This is a genomic window from Microbacterium meiriae (genome assembly GCF_040702565.1).
In the GTDB taxonomy this organism is placed as follows: domain Bacteria; phylum Actinomycetota; class Actinomycetes; order Actinomycetales; family Microbacteriaceae; genus Microbacterium; species Microbacterium meiriae.
Genome location: NZ_JBFBLJ010000001.1, coordinates 1,300,498 through 1,317,845, shown reverse-complemented (window position 1 = coordinate 1,317,845; position 17,348 = coordinate 1,300,498). Strand labels below are relative to the sequence as shown.

Below are 17,348 nucleotides of genomic sequence, written 5' to 3'. Positions count from 1 at the left end.
ATGAGCACCGCGACCACGCGCGCACCGCGCATCGGCGTGATGGGCGGAACCTTCGATCCGATCCACCACGGCCACCTGGTCGCCGCCAGCGAGGTCGCGCACTCGTTCGATCTCGACGAGGTGGTGTTCGTCCCGACGGGTCGTCCGTGGCAGAAGGCCGACGTCACGCCCAGCGAGCACCGCTATCTGATGACCGTGATCGCGACGGCGTCCAATCCGCAGTTCACGGTGAGTCGGGTGGACATCGACCGCGCGGGACCGACGTACACGATCGACACCCTCCGCGACCTCAAGGAGCAGCGGCCGGACGCCGAGCTGTTCTTCATCAGCGGCGCGGACGCCGTGGCGCAAATTCTCAGTTGGAGAGACCATGATGAACTGTGGGAGCTGGCCCACTTCGTCGCGGTCTCCCGCCCAGGACACGTTCTGAGCATCGACGGCCTCCCGAGCGACGACGTCAGCCAGCTCGAGGTGCCGGCGCTGTCGATCTCGTCGACGGACTGTCGTGACCGCGTCCGTGACGATCAACCGGTCTGGTACCTCGTCCCCGACGGGGTCGTCCAGTACATCGCGAAGCATCATCTGTATCGGAGCAAGGCATGAGCACATCGGATCAGCGAGGTCCGCTGACGCGGAAGCAGCTGCGGGAGATCCGGTTGACGGGATCCACCCCGATCATCAGCGAGGAGCAGGCGAGCGCCGCCGCGGCGGAGGCCGCGACGCCCGCACCGCCGCTGCCTCGTGCCGCCGAGCCCGTCATCCTTCCCTCGGCGCCTGTCGCTGACACGTCCGTCGATCCTGACGCCGCGCCGCTGACGCGGCGTCAGGCACGCGAGCAGGAGAAGATCAAGACCGCCGCGGTCCCGGCCGTCGGCGCGGAGGCGGACGACACGACCGATGAGGCTGTGCTGGCACAGCCCGATGGGTCCGACGACGACGTCGTCGACGACGAGGTCGCTGCGGAGCCCGTCCGCGCGGCCGACGTCGCCGACACGGTCGGAGACGTGCCGCTCGTCGAAGAGCCCGTCGAGGCGCCGGAGTCCGAGCCCGAGGACATCTCCGCCGTGCTCGGCGTCTCCGAGCAGGACGGCCCGGGTGGCGAGGACCTCCTCGACAGCGACAGCGACGACGACGGCGATCTCGACGAGCGCGACGTCGACGAGGCTGAGCGCCCGACCGTGAGCCCGACGTTCGGGCAGGGCGTGCTGCAGGAGGAGGCTCCTGCCGAGCCGGCGCCTTTCCGCCCCTCCTTCGATGAGCTGCTCACGTCGAACGACTCCGGCGGCACCCAGCACTCGGCGCCCAATGCGCTGATCTTCACGCCGTCTCCCGGCGAGGGCTCCCTCTCCGGGCCGGTCGCCTCCACCGGAGAGATCCTCGTCACGGGGTCGTACGAGCTGCCGAAGGGCCTCGGCTCGCAGGGCCACGCCCACGGCACCACGGACGGCAAGGAGGTCGACGCGGTGCTCATCGACGGTGAGCTCCCTCCGGCGTCCTCGCCCACCCCCATCGCCGCGAGCTCCGCGGTCAGCACCATCAAGCCCGCCGGCGAGGTGATCCGTCCGCCGGCCCCTGAGAAGGGCAACCGGCTCATGCTGATCGCCGCCATCGTCGCGGGCGCCCTCGCGCTGGGCCTGGGCACTGCCCTGGTCATCGCCTTCACAGGAAACGTCTTCTGATGCAATCACCCGAAACCGCCGAAGAGATGCTGCGCATCGCCGCCGAAGCCGCCGTGGCCAAGGGTGGTGAGGACCTCGTCGCGCTGAACGTCTCCGAGCCGCTGCCGCTCGTGGACATCTTCCTGCTCGTGACCGGTAACAGCGAGCGGAACGTCGCCGCCATCGCCGATGAGATCGAGGACCGTCTCGTCGAGTCCGGGCACAAGCGCGTGCGCCGGGAGGGGCGCGCCGAGGCGCGCTGGGTGCTGCTGGACTTCGGCGACCTCATCGTCCACGTCTTCCACCAGGAGGAGCGGGTCTACTACGGCCTGGAGCGCCTGTGGAAGGACTGCCCGGTGATCCCCCTCGAGGTCGCCGAGACCCCGGCCGACAACCGCTGACATGGCCACGCACCTGCTGACCGGTGCGGGCTCCGGCATCGGCGCCGTCCTCGCGCGGCGACTCGTGGAGCGCGGCGACGACGTCGTGGTGCTCGCGCGCGACGCGGGACGGGCCAGGCAGATCGCCGACGAGCTCCCCGGGGTCTCGACGCTGGTCGGTGACCTCGCGCAGCCCGGCCGCCTCTCGTGGGCCCTGTCGAAGCAGAGCCTTCCCGATCGCATCGATTCCCTGGTGCACGCGGCAGGGGTCGTGGACCTCGGATCGGTGGGGGACCTCACCCCGGCGCTCTGGGAACAGCAGCTCGCGGTCAACCTCGTCGCCCCGGCGGAGCTCACCCGGCTCCTGCTCCCCGTCCTGCGCGTCTCGCGCGGGCACGTCGTGTTCGTGAACTCCGGAGCCGGGCTGCGGGCGAGCCCGGGGTGGTCGGCCTACGCGGCCTCGAAGCACGGTCTGCGGGCCCTCGCGGATGCGCTTCGGCAGGAGGAGGCCGAGCACGGTGTGCGCGTGACCTCGGTCTATCCGGGACGCACCGCGACGCCGATGCAGGAGCGCGTGCACCGGCAGGAAGGGCAGGAGTACGACGCCGCGCGGTTCATCACGCCGGACGCCGTGGCGACGACGATCCTCGCCGCTCTCGATCTCCCGCGGGATGCGCACCTCACGGATCTCACGGTGCGGCCCCAGGGCTGAACGCCGATCTGACCATTCTCCTGCACCTCATCACGAGGGTGTCAAGGCCCTTCCCTTCCCCGGCGGGGTATCGGAGGCTCGTCATCAGAGAGTCCTGGAGGGCCGACTGATGTCAGAAGTTCCTGATCCCCGTTTCGTGCTTCACCGCATCACGCCGTCGGAGTGGGTGATCAACGACCTGCGCTATCCCCAGAACGATCCGCGCCATGTCGTCGCCTGCGTGTACGAGCTCGCGGACACCGAGGTCGAGGTGACGTGGCTGCGTGATCTTCCGCTCGCCATCCGGTATGGCACCGCGTTCGAGGTACTGGAGGAGGTCGAGCGGATGCAGGGCGCGAGCCGAGCCACGCGCCCCATCGCGATCCCGTCTCGCCCGCCCCTGCTGGCCACCTGAACCCGCACGAGAAAGGGCACCCCTCCGCGAGGAGGGGTGCCCTTTCTCCTGTCCCGGTCAGTCGTCGTCGCCGATGACAGCGGCGCGGTCGGCCTCTGCGCTGTCGATCTGGGCGTCGTCCGCATCCTCGTCGAGCACCTCTTCGCCGTCGACTTCACGCGTGGGGAGCTCTTCGGCGTCCCCATCCCCGTCCGCGATCGGCGGGAGGGGCGGGATCGGGGGAGTCGTGTTGGACATGTCGTCTCCTTTCGTCGGATGCCCTCTGTCTACGCGTGTACGCGATGGTGGAGGAGGCCGTTGACGGGTGGCGGCTTGGACGGGTACGGGCGTCGGGCGTCAGGATGCGGGGGGAGTGCTCCCGCCCCCGGGACCGCCGCTCATCCCGGCAGAGGCTTGCTGGGTGACACTGTTGGCGTAGTCGTTCGTCGGATCGCGGTAGATGGTGTGCACATGTCCCCAGCCCGATGTCGTCACACCGTCGACGTCGGCGCCGGCCGAGCCCTGCTGTGCCTGGAAGGCGATGTAGACGTTCGGCCCGGAGATGGAGAAGTCGATGCCGTTCCCGGTGGTCATGTCGTACACCGTCGCCCCGGACCAGGCGATGACGGTGTCGTCCAGGGTCTCGTCGATCTCCGCCAGCGCTGCGGCGGTGGTCTCCTCGTCGCTCATCCCGGCCCAGTTGGCGATGAGCTGGAGAAGGAGATCCCGCTGCTCGTCGGAGAGGTCGGCCCCCGACAGCCCGGCTCCGGTGGCGAAGTCGCAGGTGTCGCCCGGTGCGCACATGCTCACATCGCCGGAGGTCAACGTGGCCTGCTGGTCGGCGGTGAGGCTGTCGAAGAACGCGAACGCGTCCGTGTAGATCCCCTCGAACGGCTGCACCTCCTCGCCGTCCTCGTCGGTGTAGACAGCGGGTTGGACCCCGAGGTGCGTGGGAGCGAAGGTGATCGCGTCGGCGTCGCCGTCCAGCGTGGCGTTGATGCCGAGGTGGTGTCCGCCGAACTGCACCTCGAAGGCGCTGTCGGTCGCCGTGGGATCACCGAAGAAGGCGATGTAGTACTGGCCGAGGGAATCCTCGGTACTGCTGCTGTTCTCGGCGAGGTACTCGTCGCCGCCCATGATCCCGGTGACGGTCGCGTAGGCCTCGTCGCTGAGGAGAGACTCCATCACGGCGAGGGCCGCGGTCCGCTGCTCCTCCGTCAGGTCGGCGAGGTTCAGACCCGCTCTCTGCACGAAGGTCACCGGGAAGTTCGACCACGACGTCGTCTTCGTCTCGTCGTCGAAGTCGTACGACACGGCCTTCTTCTGCTCGTCGCTCAGCGTGGCGAGGAAGGCCGCAGCGGCGGCGGACGTGTCGGCGATCGTCTCCGCGGTCGACCCGGCGTCCGTCGACGCCGCCGTTGAGGTCGCGGCGGAGGATGACGCGGAGATCGTCGGTTCGGCGGTCGTGGCTGCCGCGCAGCCGCTCAAGACGAGGCCGCCCGCGAGGACGAGGCCGGAGAGCCAGGCGAGGCGTTTCGTGACGGGAGAGGGAGTCGTGTTCATGCCCACCACGCTAGGAAGGTGATCGATGGGGTTCCTTTGCGCCGTCGATGCGCATCCTATGAGGTGCGGGGATACCGTGTTTTTCCGGATGACCAGGACCTCATCCGCATGGAGGGGGCGCATACATCGACCGACCGATTCGCGACGAGAGCGCCGGTGACAGCGTGGAGGTATGAGCACGAAGAGAGCAATCGTCCTGGGAGTCTCCATCGCCGCCGGTCTGGCGGTCATCGGAGGACTGGGCGCCGCCGGTTACTACCTGTTCAACCAGCCGACCGACTACCGCATCACGTACGAGCTCCACGGTCTGAGTGGCGACGAGACGATCCGCTACCAGGACACGGCCTTCGCCGAGGGCTTCGTGTTCGGGACCAAGGAGACGGAGGAGACGGTCGTCGATGCCCGCGCCGGCGCTATGACCATCGAGGCCATCGTCACCGAGGGGGAGGAGGCGGCTGTCGTCATCGAGAACCCCGGAGCCACCGTGGCGTGCGCGATCGTGCAGGACGCAGGTGACGCGAACCTCGAGGTCCTTCGCACGGACGAGGAGATCGCGACGGCGGGCTCCGTCACCTGCCGCGCCGTCCTCGACTGAGCCTGTCGGCCCGCATCGCCTCAGGCATTCGCGCGACAACAGGCGTCCCCTCCCAGGGGGGCCTGTTGTCGCGCGATGGCATGAGCTAAGGGAGGTAGCGGTCCACGACCGCGCGGAGCTCTGCGTCGTCGGGCGCGGTGGTCACCCCGGTCACGCGCTGCAGCGTCGCGAAAGGAGTCGACGCCGAACCGGTGGGAGCGGGCTCGATCTGCGTCTTCCAATCCGGGGCGATTCGGTCGAGAAGCAGTCCGAGCTGGGCACCGGTGAAGTACGAGTAGTCGCGTTCCAGGACGATCTGCTGCTCGGGATCGGAGATCAGACCTTCGAGGCCATCGGTGAAGGTCCGCTGCACCGGGGTGAGTCCTCGCGCCCTGTCGAAGGCCCGCTCGACGTAGGTGGCGGTCCCCTCGATCGCCTCCAGGTCGATCTCCGCCTTCAGGGTCGGCCACGTCGTGTAGCGCGCCATCCGAACGGTGGCGAGGTCGGACGCGAGGACGGCCAAGGCCTGCGGGTCCGTCTCCGTCTCCACCCGGTCGAAGATCCGCGCCTCGACACGCAGCAGCTCGTACTGCGCCTCGGTGTGCGGGTAGTCGGGGATGAGCCCACCGGCTCCCCATGGCCAGGCGCCGGGAGCCTCCGGGTCGAGCCCCTGCTTCGTGACGTGGAAGTTCTCGTGCAGGGAGAAGCGCTGGAAGCCCTGAGAGGCCGTCGTCTCGGTGTCGAGCATCGCCTGGTTGTACTTGAACGCGAGGACGTCGCGGTCGCTCACATCGATGACAGCGAAGTTCGACGGGGCATACAGCAGCCATTTCCCGACGGCGAACGTCCGGCTGAGGCGGACGTCATCGAGGTGGGAGGCCCCGGGGACGTCGATCTTCGCCATGCCGGACGTGTCCGTGACGCCGCTCATGTTGACGAGGATCGCGTGCGACCAGAAGGAGCTGTTCTCCCCGTCCGTGCGCAGCAGCACCAGCGGCTGGTCCTCGTACCGGTACGCATCCGTCCAGATCTCCGCAGCGTGTGTCGCCGTGATGTCGTATTGCTCCGACAGCTGCGTGAGCATCTCCTTGTCGGTGGCATCAAGGCTTTCCCAGTTCGATGACGCCGGGGCGAGCAGGCGCCATGCGATCACCCCGCCGATACCGAGAGCGATGACGGCGAGGATGCTGAGGATCACGGTGACGGCGCGGCGACCGCGAGACCGGGTGACGGAAGCGTGCATGTGTAACACGCTACGTCGGAGGCTGTGTCGTTTTCATATGCTCCTGCGCAGGCGAGCGCGCCACGTCAGGCCAGACATGCTGCAACCGCCTGATGCGCAGTGAGTGCCTGAACCCGCGAGGCTGTCACCTCGTGATCGCGTCCCGCAGTGCCGCCCTCAGCTGTGGCGCCAAGGTGTCGGTGAACGTGGTGGTCAAGTGGTCTTGATCGCGGTAGGCGTTGGCCCCGCCGATCACGGGGAGGCACTCGCTCGACGAGCAGAACACCGGGGTGAAGTCCAGCAGTGTGACCCCCGGGAAGTCCTCGCCGGCAGCCCTGATCGGGTCCGCCGCGGCGAGGGCATCGTCGCGCGATGCGGAGCAGGCCTCCGGGCTTCGCGCCTGCAGGCACTTGTTCGGGTCCGTCTCCCAGGCCGGGTTGTCCACCAGGGCGATCACCCGTGTGCCCTCGGAGATGACACGTGACCAGGCCGCCCGGTATCCGGAGGCGGCGGCGTGCAGGGTGGACTCGTGTCCCGCCTGCGCGAAGGGGGTCGCTGCCAGGGCCGTCGTGAAGACGACGTCGAAGTCGCCGCCTTCCAGTGCGGCCGTTACCTCGTCCCGCCACTCCGAGCAGGCTGCTCCGAATGCGCCGCCCGTCGCCAGTGGGGTCGTGTTCCACGGGCACGCCCCCTTGACGTACGTCGTCAGCGACCAGCCTTCCTTCTCCGCCATCGCCCTGAGGGTGCTCACGTATTGGAAAGCGTGGCTGTCTCCGACGAGCGCGATCGACGGGGCGTCCGTCGTCCGTGACCCGAAACGGCAGGCCACGGCACGAGAATCGTTCAGTTGGACGAAGCACTTCTGCTCGGTGGGGCGATCCGCGCCGGCGAATCCTGGGGTCGGTATGACGGACGCGCTCCGGCTGTCCGCGCAGCTGGTGTCGAGCACCGCCTGGGCTCCGAAACACGCAGGGGGGTGTGCGCGGACAGCCGCGAGAGCAGTCGCGTCGCGTTCGTAGGTCGGAGCATTCACCGCCCACGCGGCTCCCGCGCCGGCGCCGACCACCGTCATCCCCGCGAGGGCGAGGGCGAGCACGACGCGCGGGCGCCTGAGCGAGGGCGCGCGCCAGGTTCGGGCGGGATCCTCGATGAATCGTTTCGTCAGCCAGGCCATGACGAAGGAGAGCGCGAGGAGGGCCAGGCGGTGAGCGAGGGAGAGGCCCCAGAAGGGCACAGAAGGAGCGATCACGATGAGCGGCCAATGCCAGAGGTAGAGGCTGAAAGAGATGTCCCCGGTGAATCGCAGGGGGCGGATGGCCAGCAGCCGTGCGGGGAGCCACCAGCGTCCAGCGTTCGTCGCCGCGATCACGGCCGTTGCGCCGATCGTCGGCACAGCGGCCGCGTATCCGGGGAACGCGGTCTGCCCGTCGAAGAAGGAGATGCTGAACAGGATGGCGACCAGCCCGGCCCCTCCGAGCAGAGCGCTCGTGAGGGAGCGCCGCGCGCGCAGCGCGGGGAGCAGGGAGAGCAGGGCGCCGATCCCGAACTCCCACAGTCGGACGGGCGTCATGAAGTAGGCGGGCGCGGGATACGCTGCGGTCAGCGCCACGCAGGAGATGAACGAGGCTGTCGACAGGACTCCGACGACGACAGCGATGACCTTTCGGCGATCGCCGTGGCAGCGCTTCACCGCAAGCCATCCGGTGAGGACGAGGAGTACAGGCCAGAGGACGTAGAACTGCTCGTCCAGGGACAGGGACCAGTAGTGCTGAACGGTCGTCGGCTCTCCCGTCTGGCCGAGATAGTCCGTGGCCGCGCTCGCCAGGTACCAGTTCTGGACGGAGAAGGCCGATGCGACGATCTGGCGGAGCTCCTCCGGGAGAGCGGAGATCGGAGTCAACTGGCGGAGGGCGACGACCGTCACGCAGAACAGAAGGACGAGCAGGGACGCGGGAAGGAGGCGTCGGGCCCGACGGGCCCAGAATCGACCGATGTGCACCGTCCCCGTCGACGTGAGCTCGCGAACCAGATGCCCCGTGATGAGGAAGCCGGAGATGACGAAGAAGACATCCACTCCGACATACCCGCCGCTGAAGCGCGCAGGCCAGAAGTGGTAGAGGACGACGGCGAGAACCGCGAGAGCCCGAAGCCCCTGGATATGCGGGAGATGTCCCTGAGGAGGGGCGGGTCGAGTGCTCATGTGTAACACGCTATAAACGAGAGCGTGTCGTTTTCGTATGCTCCCGGGCAGGCGATCGCGCGAGATCAGGCCGGAGGTGGCGCAACTGCCTGATGCGGCGCGAGGGCCTGACCTCGCGGGATGTCACGGGCTCCAGACACACGAAAACCCCCGGCGAACCGAGGGTTTTTCGTGGACCTGAGGGGACTCGAACCCCTGACCCCCTGCATGCCATGCAGGTGCGCTACCAGCTGCGCCACAGGCCCAGACGCTGCTCCGGAGTGCTCCGGGCAACGTGAAAACACTACTACACGAATCCGCATCCGCACCAATCGGCGCGGGCCGCCCGGGCGCGTCGGGACACGCGGAACATCCGGCGGTGCAACGGCGTTCGTTCCATCGTGAGCATCCTCGACAGCCTCGTGATCGGCGCCGGCCAGGCCGGGCTGTCCGCGTCCTTCCATCTGCGTCGCCGCGGAATCGAGCACGTCGTGCTGGACGCCGATGCTCGGGCCGGGGGAGCCTGGCAGCACCGGTGGGACGCCCTCACGATGCGCGATGTGCACGGGGTCGCCGAGCTCCCGGGAGACACTGCGCCGCCGCGGGACGAGCGCCGGGCGAACATCGCGGTGCCGGAGTACTTCGCCGGCTACGAGAAGGCCCACGATCTGCCGGTGCTGCGGCCGGTGCACGTCCGCCGAGTCCACGATGACGACGGGGTCCTCGTCGTGGAGGCCGACGAGGGGGAGTGGCGCACCCGCACCCTCGTCAACGCGACCGGGACCTGGACGCAACCCTTCGTCCCTCACTACCCGGGGATGGAGACGTTCCTCGGGGAGCAGTTCCACACCGTGGACTACCCGGGGCCGGTGCACTTCGCGGGCAAGCGGGTCCTGGTCGTCGGCGGCGGTGCGTCCGCGGTGCAGTTCCTCGGCGCCCTCGCCCCCCTCACGGAGACGCTGTGGGTCACCCGTCGCCCTCCCGTCTGGCGCGACGACGACTTCACGCCGGAGGCCGGCGCTGCTGCCGTCGCGCTCGTCGAGAGGCGTGTGGCGGCCGGCCTGCCCCCGGAGAGCGTGGTCAGTGTGACGGGTCTCATGCTGCGCCCCCAGGAACGGGAGGCGGAGCGTCTCGGAGCGTATGCCGACCGTCGCCCGCTCTTCCAGCGCATCGAGCCCGACGGCGTGCGGTGGGCCGACGGATCGTTCGAACGCGTGGACGTGATCCTGTGGGCGACGGGGTTCCGACCCGCGATCGGTCACCTCGCCCCGCTCCACCTGCGCAGTGCCGCCGGCGGGATCCAGCTCGACCGCGGGGGTCGAGGCACGACGGCGGTGGCGGATCCCCGGGTGCAGCTCGTCGGCTACGGTCCCTCCGCGAGCACCATCGGCGCGAACCGGGCGGGGCGAGCCGCTGCGGCCGGCGTCGTCCGCGCCCTCGAGGGAGTGGGGACCCCGGTCTCGTCCTGACCGGTTCGTCCAGGGGCGGCTCCTATGGATACGCTGGGAGGCATGCTGCGCATCGTCCTGACCGTCGTCTGGCTGCTGCTGTCCGCGTGGCTCGTGGTGTGGGTGGGTGAAGGCCTGTTCGGGGTGAACCAGCGCGAGTCGATCCTCCCCTTCGCGGGTGAGGACGGCCTGGGCGGACCGATCGTGATCGGCGTCGCCTGGGGCCTGCTGCTCACCTTCGGCGGGTCGATGTCGGGTCTGGCGCGGCGCAAGAAGGTCCGCGGGCCGGTGCAGATCGGCGTCGGCACCATCGTCGAGATGTCCCGCACCGGCGTGACCGTGAACGATGTGCCTCAGTACGACCTCTTCATCCGGGTCAGCCCGAGCGTCGGCGATGACTTCGTCGGACAGCTGCGCATGCTGCTCGATGCCGGTGACGTCGGAGCGCTGCAGGTCGGACAGCCCGTCCCGGTCCGCTACAGCCTCGAGGACCCCGACACGGTCGAGCTCGCCGATCTCAGCGACGCGACCGTCCGTGAGGCGATGCTGCAGTGGCGCATCGACCGCGGCCTCATCGACCCGTCCCAGGTCCGCGCGCGCACGACGGGAACCCAGGTTCCCGCCTCCGTCGTCGAGGTCCGTCCGACCGGGCGGCGTCGCGAGGGGCAGAGCGAGCTCGCGCTGAAGGTGCTGGTGGCCCCGGAGGGCGCGGAGCCATGGGAGGCTGACACCACCGTGTTCGTCTACCCGCAGGCCGTCTCGCGGCTGCAGGTGGGGGCTCCCGTCTGGGCGTTCTACCGACGGGAGGATCCGCACACGGTCGCCGTCACCATCGAGAAGGAGGCGGCACGATGAACCCCCTGGACACGCTGATGTGGCTGGTGAACTTCCCGGCCGCGCACGGCTATGCGATGGTCTTCATCGCGGCGTTCTCGATCCTCGGGCTGTTCGCGATCTCCGCGCGGGGAACGACGCGCGGCGGGTCCCTGCGCGCCGTCCGCGAACGCGAGGGGCTGCTCCCCGCGGAGAGCCGATCCCGCGGGAACGTCGGCGGCACCGTGGTCCGCGTGGTCTTCCGCGTACTGGCCTTCGTGATGCTCGGCTCTCTCATCGTCGGGATCCTGAGTCTGACCGGTGTCCCGGTGACCCGCGCGTACATCTTCGAGAACGGCCGCCCGACGACGGGAACCGTCGACGGGGACTGGGTGACGTTCACGGCGGCGGACGGCACCGAGTACACCCTGGAGAGCGATTTCTTCACTCCTGCCGTGTACCCCGATCGCGACGCGTGGATCCCGACCGGCGCGCCTGTCGTCGTGCGGTATCTGCCGTCGCATCCGCAGGCTTTCGTCATCGACAGCTCGCAGACGCCGGGCTGACGTCCGCGGGGGCGCGTAGGGTGAAGACATGTCGCGCATCCTCGTCTTCGGCGGCCACGGCCGCATCGCTCTGCTGCTCGCCCCGCTCCTCGTCGCCCGAGGACATGAGGTCACGGGCGTGATCCGGAATCCCGATCATGTGTCCGAGGTGGAAGACGGGGGCGCCATCGCGCTCGTCGCCGACATCGAGACCATGGACGTCGACGCCCTCGCCGAGATCATCCGCGGGCACGACGCCGTGGTGTGGTCCGCGGGCGCCGGCGGCGGCAGCCCCGAGCGCACCTACGCGGTCGACCGGGACGCGGCGGTGCGGACGATGGACGCGGCGGAGCGCGCCGGCGTGCGGCGGTACGTCATGGTGTCGTGGATCGGCTCCACGGCCGACCACGGCGTCCCGGAGGACGACTCCTTCTTCCCGTACGCGGACGCGAAGTGGGCTGCCGACGAGCACCTCCGCGCCTCGGGCCTCGACGGGACGATCCTCGGCCCCGGCGCGCTGACCTTCGACGACCCGACCGGGCGGATCCGCATCGACCCCGAGGGGCGCGGCGAGGTCTCCCGAGCCGACGTCGCGGCTGTCATCGTCGCGGCCCTGGAGGACCCCGGAACGATCGGGCGCACGATCCGCTTCGGCAATGGCGACGAGGAGACCTCGGTACCGATCGTCGAGGCGCTCGCGCGCTGAGAGCGATGAACCCGGCTCGTCCGTTCGGGCGCCGCATGCGGCGGGGCCTCGGTGCCGCGACGGCCCTGACCGCGCTGATCACCGCCGTGGGCGCCGGGGCCGCCGCCTCGTCGTCGGCGGCACCGTCCAGCCCGCCGGCAGACGTGGTGACCGTGCAGGCGGCCGACGGCGACGGCCTGCGGGATCATGCCGCCGCCCTCGTCGCGGAGATGAGCACCGCGGAGCAGGCCTCGTCCATCGTGATGGGTCACATCGGCGGGACCGACCCCGCGGCGCTTCGCGCCTACATGCAGTCGGGGCTCGGCGGCTTCATCCTCATGGGTGGCAACATCCCGGAGTCCGAGTCGGAACTCCGCGCGCTGACGGCAGCGCTGACGATCGATCCCGCTCTGCCCCCGCTGATCGCGGTGGACCAGGAAGGGGGCATCGTCTCGCGGCTGCCCTGGGACACCTACCCGGCGTCGCCGACTCTGAAGAGTCGCCCGGTCGCCGAGACCGCGGCGGCCTTCGCAGCCCGTGGCGCGCTCGTGGCTCGGGCGGGGATCACGGTCGACTTCGGCACGGTGGCCGACGTCCCCGCCGACCCCGGCTCCTTCATCTTCGGGCGGGCACTCGGCACGGATCCGCAGAGTGCCGCCGACCGCACCGCCGCCGCGACGAAGGGGCAGGAGCATGTCGTGGCTTCGACGCTCAAGCACTTCCCGGGGCACGGAGCGGCACCGGGCGACTCGCATCACGCGATCCCGAGCACGGGGATGACGAAGGCCGCGTGGCGAGAAGCGGACGGGCTCCCGTTCGCCGCCGGCATCGAAGCCGGTGCTTCGTTGCTGATGTACGGCCATCTCGCCTACACGGCAGTGGACGCGCGGCCGGCCTCGCTGTCCGCCGAGTGGCATCGCATCGCTCGGGACGAGCTCGGCTTCGACGGGGTGTCCGTCACGGATGACCTCGGCATGCTGCTCTCCTCCGGGGACCCGGCGTATGCCGATCCGGTCGCGAACGGCGTCGCGGCGGTGGCGGCCGGCAATGATCTGGTGCTGATGATCGCGGGCTCCGATGCCCGGACGGCGGGAGAGATGGCTGCGGGAATCGCCGCGGCGGTCGATGCCGGCACTCTGCCCGCCGATCGCCTCGCGGATGCGGCGACGCGCGTGCTCGCGCTGCGCCTGCAGCTTTCCGATACGACGTCGTCGTGGAGTGTCTGCGGCGACTGCGCCCCTGCGGGTTGACCCTCAGGCCGCGGCGCGACCCTCGGGTGCGAGCCAGGCGGCGAGGAGGGAAGAGCGGAGAGCGGCACCGCGTTCCGCGAAGCCGCGCTGGCGTCGGACGTACTCCGCCTTGCCCTCCGGGGTCTCGATGCGTACCGGTTCGACGTCCCAGGCCGAGAGATCGTAGGGGGCCGCCTGCATGTCGAGCAGCCGGATGTCGCGCGCGAGCTCGAACGTGTCCAGCAGCAGTTCGCCGGGAATCAGCGGCCCGAGCTTCATCGCCCACTTGTACAGATCCATGCCGGCGTGCAAGCAGCCGGGCTGTTCGAACAGGGGCTGGTCGTCTCTCGTCAACGCCGTGCGGTTGCGGGGCGCCGCATCCGGGGTGAAGAACCGGAAGGCGTCGAAATGCGTGCAGCGGAGGTCGTGCGCCTCCACCACCGCATCCGTGCCCGCCTGACCGAGCCGAAGGGGCACGGCATGCCGATGCTCCGCGGCGTTGTAGACCATCGCCCACTCGTGCAGCCCGAAGCAGCCGAACTGCCCGGGACGGGAGCCGGTGCGGCGCAGCATGAGGGCCACCAGTCGAGCGAGCTCGGGCTTCTCGGCCGCGAAGCGCTCCGCATCGGGCACGACGCCGTCGGGTGTGTTCCCGGGGACGTACCAGCGCCACGCCGCCCGTTCGGACGCATCCTGCAGCTCCACGCCCGCTCCGGGGTGCCAGCGGCGGAGCTGCGCGGGCTTGTAGCCGTAGTAGGTGAAGAGGAAGTCCCACACGGGGTGCTTCTCGCCGCGCGCGACGCGCTCCCGGTGCGCCGCCGTCAGCGCGTCGGCCCGTTGCCGATGCGCGTCCTCCCGCCGCAGCCAGTCATCACGCGTGAGGATCATGTCACTGCAGGATGCCGGCGTCGCCGAGCTGGTCGCGAAGGCCCGCGCCGTCCTCTGCGCTCACCCACGGCGCCTCGTCCGCATCATGGGACTCCATCTCGGCACGACCGCCGGCGAGCACCGCCTCCGCGGGCAGCAGTCGACGGATCGCGACACCCGCGACGGAATCCGGGTGCTCCTCCTGGAACTGCGTGTAGATGGCCTCGTCATGCTGGCCGTCGTCGCCGATGAGCAGCCACTTCACGTCGGGGAACTCGGTGGCCAGTCGGCGCAGGTTGGTGAGCTTGTGCTCGCGCCCGCTCCGGAACCAGCGATCGTGCGTGGGACCCCAGTCGGTCAGCAGCAGCGAGCCGGCGGGGAAGAGATGCCGGCCGAGGAACCGGGAGAGTGTGGGTGCGACGTTCCAGGCACCCGTGGAGAGGTAGATCATGGGCGCTCCGGGGTGCTGCCGGAGGAGCTGGTCGAGCAGCACGGCCATGCCCGGTACCGGGATGCGCGCGTGCTCGTCGACGACGAACGAGTTCCAGAAGGCGATGAATGGTCGAGGGAGCGCCGTGACCATGACGGTGTCGTCGACGTCGGAGACGACGCCGAACCGCGTGCTCTCCGCGACGATGAAGGCGCGGGCCTCGATGGGCTCCTGCCCTTCGACGGTGATGGTGAAGGTCTGCCAGCCGGGTTCCAGCTCGGCGCGGATGACCGAGTCGATCACGCCGCCGCGGTCGGCGACGACCTGATGAGTGCCGTCTCCGAGGTGCACGCTGACCGAGGCGAAACCCACGGGGATGCCGACGAAGCTGCGCCAGCCGCGGATGCTCGCCGGCTCGCCGTCACGGTTGTTTCGCTGCGGCGGGACGATCAGCACCCGGCCGAGCACGCGCACCCATCCGGGGCCTCCGTAGCCGGGGAAGGGCAGGACAGTGGCGTTGCGACCGCGGCGGCGCGCTCGTCCCTCGCGCCACACGTGCAGACGGTGCTCGAGTCGGGCGAACCAGTGGATCCTGGGCGCCGGGGGTGCGGGGGCCATTGCCTCAGTCTTTCACGTCGGCGTCGGACTCCGCCGCCGGGGCCTCCAGATGACGGGCTTCGAGACGGTGCAGCAGCCTCTTGCCCAGATAGGCGAGGACGAGGAACAGGGCGATGACTCCGACGAACAGGTAGCCCGCGAAGTGCACGCGGTCGACGAGCTCGCGGAAGCTCCCGGCCGCCAGGGAGGTGACGCTCACGTACGCCGAGGCCCAGATAATGCAGGCCGGGGTCGTCCAGGCCAGGAAGCGCCGGTAGGGGTACTCGCTCATCCCCACCGTGAGAGGGACGAGGGAGTGCAGGACCGGGAGGAAGCGGGAGAGGAAGATGGCGATGCCGCCGCGCCGGGCGAGGTAGTTCTCCGCGCGGACCCAGTTGTGCTCGCCGATCCGTCGACCCAGCCAGGAGGCGCGGATGTAGGGGCCCAGCCAGCGGCCGAGCCAGAACCCGATGCTCTCCCCGATCAGGGCGCCGACGACGACGGCCACCCCCATCGCGATGCCCTCCAGGGGAGTGGCGACGCCCATCGAGGCGATGATGACGATGGTGTCGCCCGGGACGATGAGGCCGATGAGGATGCTCGTCTCCAGCATGACGGCGAGACCGGCGACCAGTGTGCGCGTGACCGGATCGATCGACTGCACGGTGTCGAGGAGCCAGAGCAGGAGGTCGTCCACCCCATGAGGATACGGGAGCGGCCCGGTCCTAGGCTGGAAAGGTGCCCGACCGCCTGAGCCCCCGACCGCTGCCGTCCTGGGTGGCGTCGGAGCGTCTGTTCCCGGCGCTCGCGCAGCGGGAGGCGGACGTGTTCTGGCTCGATGCGGGCGCTGACGCCGTCGAGGGATGGAGCTTCCTCGGCACTGGCGTCGCGGAACCGCTGCCCGGGGACGTACGTCTCGACACCGATCCCGTGGAAGCGGGGATGCCGCCGTTACGCGGGGGATGGGTGGGCTGGCGCGACTACGAGAGCGGTGCGGCTCTCGCGGGGGCGCCGGTCGCCGGGGAGGTGGGACCGGACGCTCGGACCTGGCTGCGCGTGACCAGGGCTCTCGCGTTCGATCACGGCGCGCGCCGACTGTGGCTGCTGTCCCCCGAGGGCGAGACCGACGACGAGGGGGAGCGCTGGCTGCAGTCCCTTCTGACCGCGCCCCGTGCGGAGAGTCGCGTCCGTGCGGCGGAGGCCCGTCCGGTCGCGGAGGCCCGACACACCCCCGACGCGTACGAGAAGCTCATCGGCCGCTGCCGTGACCTCATCCATGCGGGCATCGCCTACCAGCTCTGCCTCACGACGCGGTTCACCGTGCCAGGCACCCACGACCCCGTCGCCGTGTACGAGCAGCTCCGGGCCGCCACACCGGCGCACCATGGCGGTTTCCTGCGCATCGGAGGACGTGCGCTCCTGAGCGCCAGCCCCGAACAGTTCCTTCACGCCAGCGGTGGGGTCATCCGCACCCGTCCCATCAAGGGGACTCGTCCTCGGGGCACCGACGCCGTGACTGATGCCGCGCTCGCCGCAGAGCTCGCCGCGGACCCGAAGGAGCGGGCCGAGAACGTCATGATCGTCGATCTCATGCGCAACGACCTCTCCCGGGTCTGCGTTCCGGGGTCGATCCGCGTCGAAGGCCTCTGGGAAGTCGAGAGCTATCCGGCCGTGCATCAACTCGTGAGCACGGTCAGCGGCACGGCCGCGGAGGGGATCACCGTCGGAGTGCTGCTGGAGGCGGCGTTCCCCGCCGGGAGCATGACCGGGGCCCCGAAGCTGTCGGCCATGACGCAGCTGCACGATCTCGAGGGCGCTCCTCGCGACATCTACGCCGGCTGCTTCGGCTACATCGGCGTGGACGGGGCTCTCGATCTCGCGATGGTCATCCGCAGCATCGTGGTTGACGCGGATGCGGCGTTCGTCGGCGCGGGCGGGGGGATCACCTGGGGTTCGGTGCCGGCGGCCGAGGTGCGTGAGGTCGCCACCAAGGCCAGGGCCCCCCTCGCGGCGCTGGGCGCGGAAATGCCCGCGACCTGGCGTTCCGATATCCTGAACTGATCCCGTTTTTTC

The 17,348-nt window shown here is 69.8% G+C and carries 19 protein-coding genes and 1 tRNA gene; 12 read left to right on the top strand and 8 right to left on the bottom strand.

Going from position 1 to position 17,348, the window contains the following annotated elements; translation table 11 throughout:
• From nadD to AB0310_RS06370, 5 genes are all read left to right on the top strand, one after another.
• Positions 1-603, top strand: coding sequence for a nicotinate-nucleotide adenylyltransferase (gene nadD / locus AB0310_RS06390; RefSeq protein WP_082749995.1), 603 nt, complete (start codon positions 1-3; stop codon positions 601-603).
• Positions 600-1,679 carry a hypothetical protein gene (locus AB0310_RS06385; protein ID WP_366236814.1) on the top strand — a complete coding sequence of 360 codons (1,080 nt, stop codon included), beginning with the start codon at positions 600-602 and terminating at the stop codon, positions 1,677-1,679. The genes nadD and AB0310_RS06385 overlap by 4 nt, the downstream gene beginning before the upstream one ends.
• A complete protein-coding gene (rsfS, locus tag AB0310_RS06380; protein WP_187661695.1) occupies positions 1,679-2,059 on the top strand; it encodes a ribosome silencing factor in 381 nt (126 codons plus the stop codon). The genes AB0310_RS06385 and rsfS overlap by 1 nt, the downstream gene beginning before the upstream one ends.
• A 1-nt stretch (position 2,060) precedes the next feature.
• Entirely contained in the window at positions 2,061-2,750 is a 690-nt protein-coding gene (locus tag AB0310_RS06375; RefSeq protein ID WP_280565565.1) for an SDR family oxidoreductase, read from the top strand.
• A gap of 136 nt (positions 2,751-2,886) precedes the next feature.
• Entirely contained in the window at positions 2,887-3,144 is a 258-nt protein-coding gene (locus tag AB0310_RS06370; protein ID WP_231919629.1) for a hypothetical protein, read from the top strand.
• A gap of 57 nt (positions 3,145-3,201) precedes the next feature.
• Here AB0310_RS06370 and AB0310_RS06365 read toward each other — a convergent pair whose 3' ends face one another.
• Positions 3,202-3,381: a hypothetical protein gene (locus AB0310_RS06365; protein WP_187661693.1), complete on the bottom strand. Its 180-nt coding sequence runs from the start codon at positions 3,379-3,381 to the stop codon at positions 3,202-3,204.
• 99 nt (positions 3,382-3,480) lie between these two features.
• Positions 3,481-4,686, bottom strand: coding sequence for a DUF3500 domain-containing protein (locus AB0310_RS06360; protein WP_280565561.1), 1,206 nt, complete (start codon positions 4,684-4,686; stop codon positions 3,481-3,483).
• Positions 4,687-4,858: 172 nt separating this feature from the next.
• Here AB0310_RS06360 and AB0310_RS06355 point away from each other — a divergent pair, with 172 nt between their 5' ends.
• The gene (locus AB0310_RS06355) at positions 4,859-5,281 is read left to right on the top strand and encodes a hypothetical protein (RefSeq protein WP_187661691.1); all 423 of its coding nucleotides are present in this window, start codon (positions 4,859-4,861) and stop codon (positions 5,279-5,281) included.
• Between the two features lie 85 nt (positions 5,282-5,366).
• On the opposite strand, the gene AB0310_RS06350 is transcribed toward AB0310_RS06355, so the two are convergent.
• The 3 genes from AB0310_RS06350 to AB0310_RS06340 form a co-directional block, all read right to left on the bottom strand.
• The gene (locus tag AB0310_RS06350; protein ID WP_366236813.1) at positions 5,367-6,503 is read right to left on the bottom strand and encodes a hypothetical protein; all 1,137 of its coding nucleotides are present in this window, start codon (positions 6,501-6,503) and stop codon (positions 5,367-5,369) included.
• Between the two features lie 124 nt (positions 6,504-6,627).
• The gene (locus AB0310_RS06345; RefSeq protein WP_366236812.1) at positions 6,628-8,682 is read right to left on the bottom strand and encodes an acyltransferase family protein; all 2,055 of its coding nucleotides are present in this window, start codon (positions 8,680-8,682) and stop codon (positions 6,628-6,630) included.
• Positions 8,683-8,854: 172 nt separating this feature from the next.
• Positions 8,855-8,927: transfer RNA gene (locus AB0310_RS06340), tRNA-Ala, on the bottom strand.
• A gap of 135 nt (positions 8,928-9,062) precedes the next feature.
• Here AB0310_RS06340 and AB0310_RS06335 point away from each other — a divergent pair.
• The 5 genes from AB0310_RS06335 to AB0310_RS06315 are packed head-to-tail and all read left to right on the top strand — an operon-like array spanning position 9,063 to position 13,402.
• Positions 9,063-10,130 (top strand): flavin-containing monooxygenase, encoded by a 1,068-nt coding sequence (locus AB0310_RS06335; protein WP_366236811.1) that lies wholly within the window; start codon positions 9,063-9,065, stop codon positions 10,128-10,130.
• 42 nt (positions 10,131-10,172) lie between these two features.
• Positions 10,173-10,964 (top strand): hypothetical protein, encoded by a 792-nt coding sequence (locus tag AB0310_RS06330; RefSeq protein ID WP_366236810.1) that lies wholly within the window; start codon positions 10,173-10,175, stop codon positions 10,962-10,964.
• On the top strand, positions 10,961-11,488 hold the full coding sequence (locus AB0310_RS06325; protein ID WP_315637637.1) for a DUF3592 domain-containing protein: 528 nt from the start codon (positions 10,961-10,963) through the stop codon (positions 11,486-11,488). Before AB0310_RS06330 ends, AB0310_RS06325 begins: the two co-directional genes overlap by 4 nt.
• A gap of 28 nt (positions 11,489-11,516) precedes the next feature.
• Positions 11,517-12,173, top strand: coding sequence for an SDR family oxidoreductase (locus AB0310_RS06320; RefSeq protein WP_187661685.1), 657 nt, complete (start codon positions 11,517-11,519; stop codon positions 12,171-12,173).
• A gap of 5 nt (positions 12,174-12,178) precedes the next feature.
• Entirely contained in the window at positions 12,179-13,402 is a 1,224-nt protein-coding gene (locus tag AB0310_RS06315) for a glycoside hydrolase family 3 N-terminal domain-containing protein (RefSeq protein ID WP_280565550.1), read from the top strand.
• Between the two features lie 3 nt (positions 13,403-13,405).
• On the opposite strand, the gene AB0310_RS06310 is transcribed toward AB0310_RS06315, so the two are convergent.
• From AB0310_RS06310 to AB0310_RS06300, 3 genes are read right to left on the bottom strand one after another with little or no spacing between them, the layout of a single operon-like run.
• On the bottom strand, positions 13,406-14,269 hold the full coding sequence (locus AB0310_RS06310; protein WP_259955058.1) for a 3-methyladenine DNA glycosylase: 864 nt from the start codon (positions 14,267-14,269) through the stop codon (positions 13,406-13,408).
• A gap of 1 nt (position 14,270) precedes the next feature.
• The gene (locus tag AB0310_RS06305) at positions 14,271-15,296 is read right to left on the bottom strand and encodes an App1 family protein phosphatidate phosphatase (protein WP_187661683.1); all 1,026 of its coding nucleotides are present in this window, start codon (positions 15,294-15,296) and stop codon (positions 14,271-14,273) included.
• 4 nt (positions 15,297-15,300) lie between these two features.
• Positions 15,301-15,972, bottom strand: coding sequence for a DedA family protein (locus tag AB0310_RS06300; RefSeq protein ID WP_025104953.1), 672 nt, complete (start codon positions 15,970-15,972; stop codon positions 15,301-15,303).
• Between the two features lie 41 nt (positions 15,973-16,013).
• Here AB0310_RS06300 and AB0310_RS06295 point away from each other — a divergent pair, with 41 nt between their 5' ends.
• Positions 16,014-17,336, top strand: a complete 1,323-nt coding sequence (locus AB0310_RS06295; protein WP_366236809.1) for an anthranilate synthase component I family protein — start codon at positions 16,014-16,016, stop codon at positions 17,334-17,336.
• The last annotated feature ends 12 nt before the right edge of the window (positions 17,337-17,348 follow it).

What these genes read in the sequence shown, in the direction of transcription:
- AB0310_RS06345 (WP_366236812.1), bottom strand. Translation starts at nt 8,682, where the DNA reads ATGAGCACTCGACCCGCCCCTCCTCAGGGACATCTCCCGCATATCCAG.
- AB0310_RS06385 (WP_366236814.1), top strand. Translation starts at nt 600, where the DNA reads ATGAGCACATCGGATCAGCGAGGTCCGCTGACGCGGAAGCAGCTGCGG.
- AB0310_RS06325 (WP_315637637.1), top strand. Translation starts at nt 10,961, where the DNA reads ATGAACCCCCTGGACACGCTGATGTGGCTGGTGAACTTCCCGGCCGCG.
- AB0310_RS06315 (WP_280565550.1), top strand. Translation starts at nt 12,179, where the DNA reads ATGAACCCGGCTCGTCCGTTCGGGCGCCGCATGCGGCGGGGCCTCGGT.
- rsfS (WP_187661695.1), top strand. Translation starts at nt 1,679, where the DNA reads ATGCAATCACCCGAAACCGCCGAAGAGATGCTGCGCATCGCCGCCGAA.
- AB0310_RS06320 (WP_187661685.1), top strand. Translation starts at nt 11,517, where the DNA reads ATGTCGCGCATCCTCGTCTTCGGCGGCCACGGCCGCATCGCTCTGCTG.
- AB0310_RS06330 (WP_366236810.1), top strand. Translation starts at nt 10,173, where the DNA reads ATGCTGCGCATCGTCCTGACCGTCGTCTGGCTGCTGCTGTCCGCGTGG.
- AB0310_RS06305 (WP_187661683.1), bottom strand. Translation starts at nt 15,296, where the DNA reads ATGGCCCCCGCACCCCCGGCGCCCAGGATCCACTGGTTCGCCCGACTC.
- AB0310_RS06365 (WP_187661693.1), bottom strand. Translation starts at nt 3,381, where the DNA reads ATGTCCAACACGACTCCCCCGATCCCGCCCCTCCCGCCGATCGCGGAC.
- AB0310_RS06310 (WP_259955058.1), bottom strand. Translation starts at nt 14,269, where the DNA reads ATGATCCTCACGCGTGATGACTGGCTGCGGCGGGAGGACGCGCATCGG.
- AB0310_RS06355 (WP_187661691.1), top strand. Translation starts at nt 4,859, where the DNA reads ATGAGCACGAAGAGAGCAATCGTCCTGGGAGTCTCCATCGCCGCCGGT.
- nadD (WP_082749995.1), top strand. Translation starts at nt 1, where the DNA reads ATGAGCACCGCGACCACGCGCGCACCGCGCATCGGCGTGATGGGCGGA.
- AB0310_RS06375 (WP_280565565.1), top strand. Translation starts at nt 2,061, where the DNA reads ATGGCCACGCACCTGCTGACCGGTGCGGGCTCCGGCATCGGCGCCGTC.
- AB0310_RS06350 (WP_366236813.1), bottom strand. Translation starts at nt 6,503, where the DNA reads ATGCACGCTTCCGTCACCCGGTCTCGCGGTCGCCGCGCCGTCACCGTG.
- AB0310_RS06360 (WP_280565561.1), bottom strand. Translation starts at nt 4,686, where the DNA reads ATGAACACGACTCCCTCTCCCGTCACGAAACGCCTCGCCTGGCTCTCC.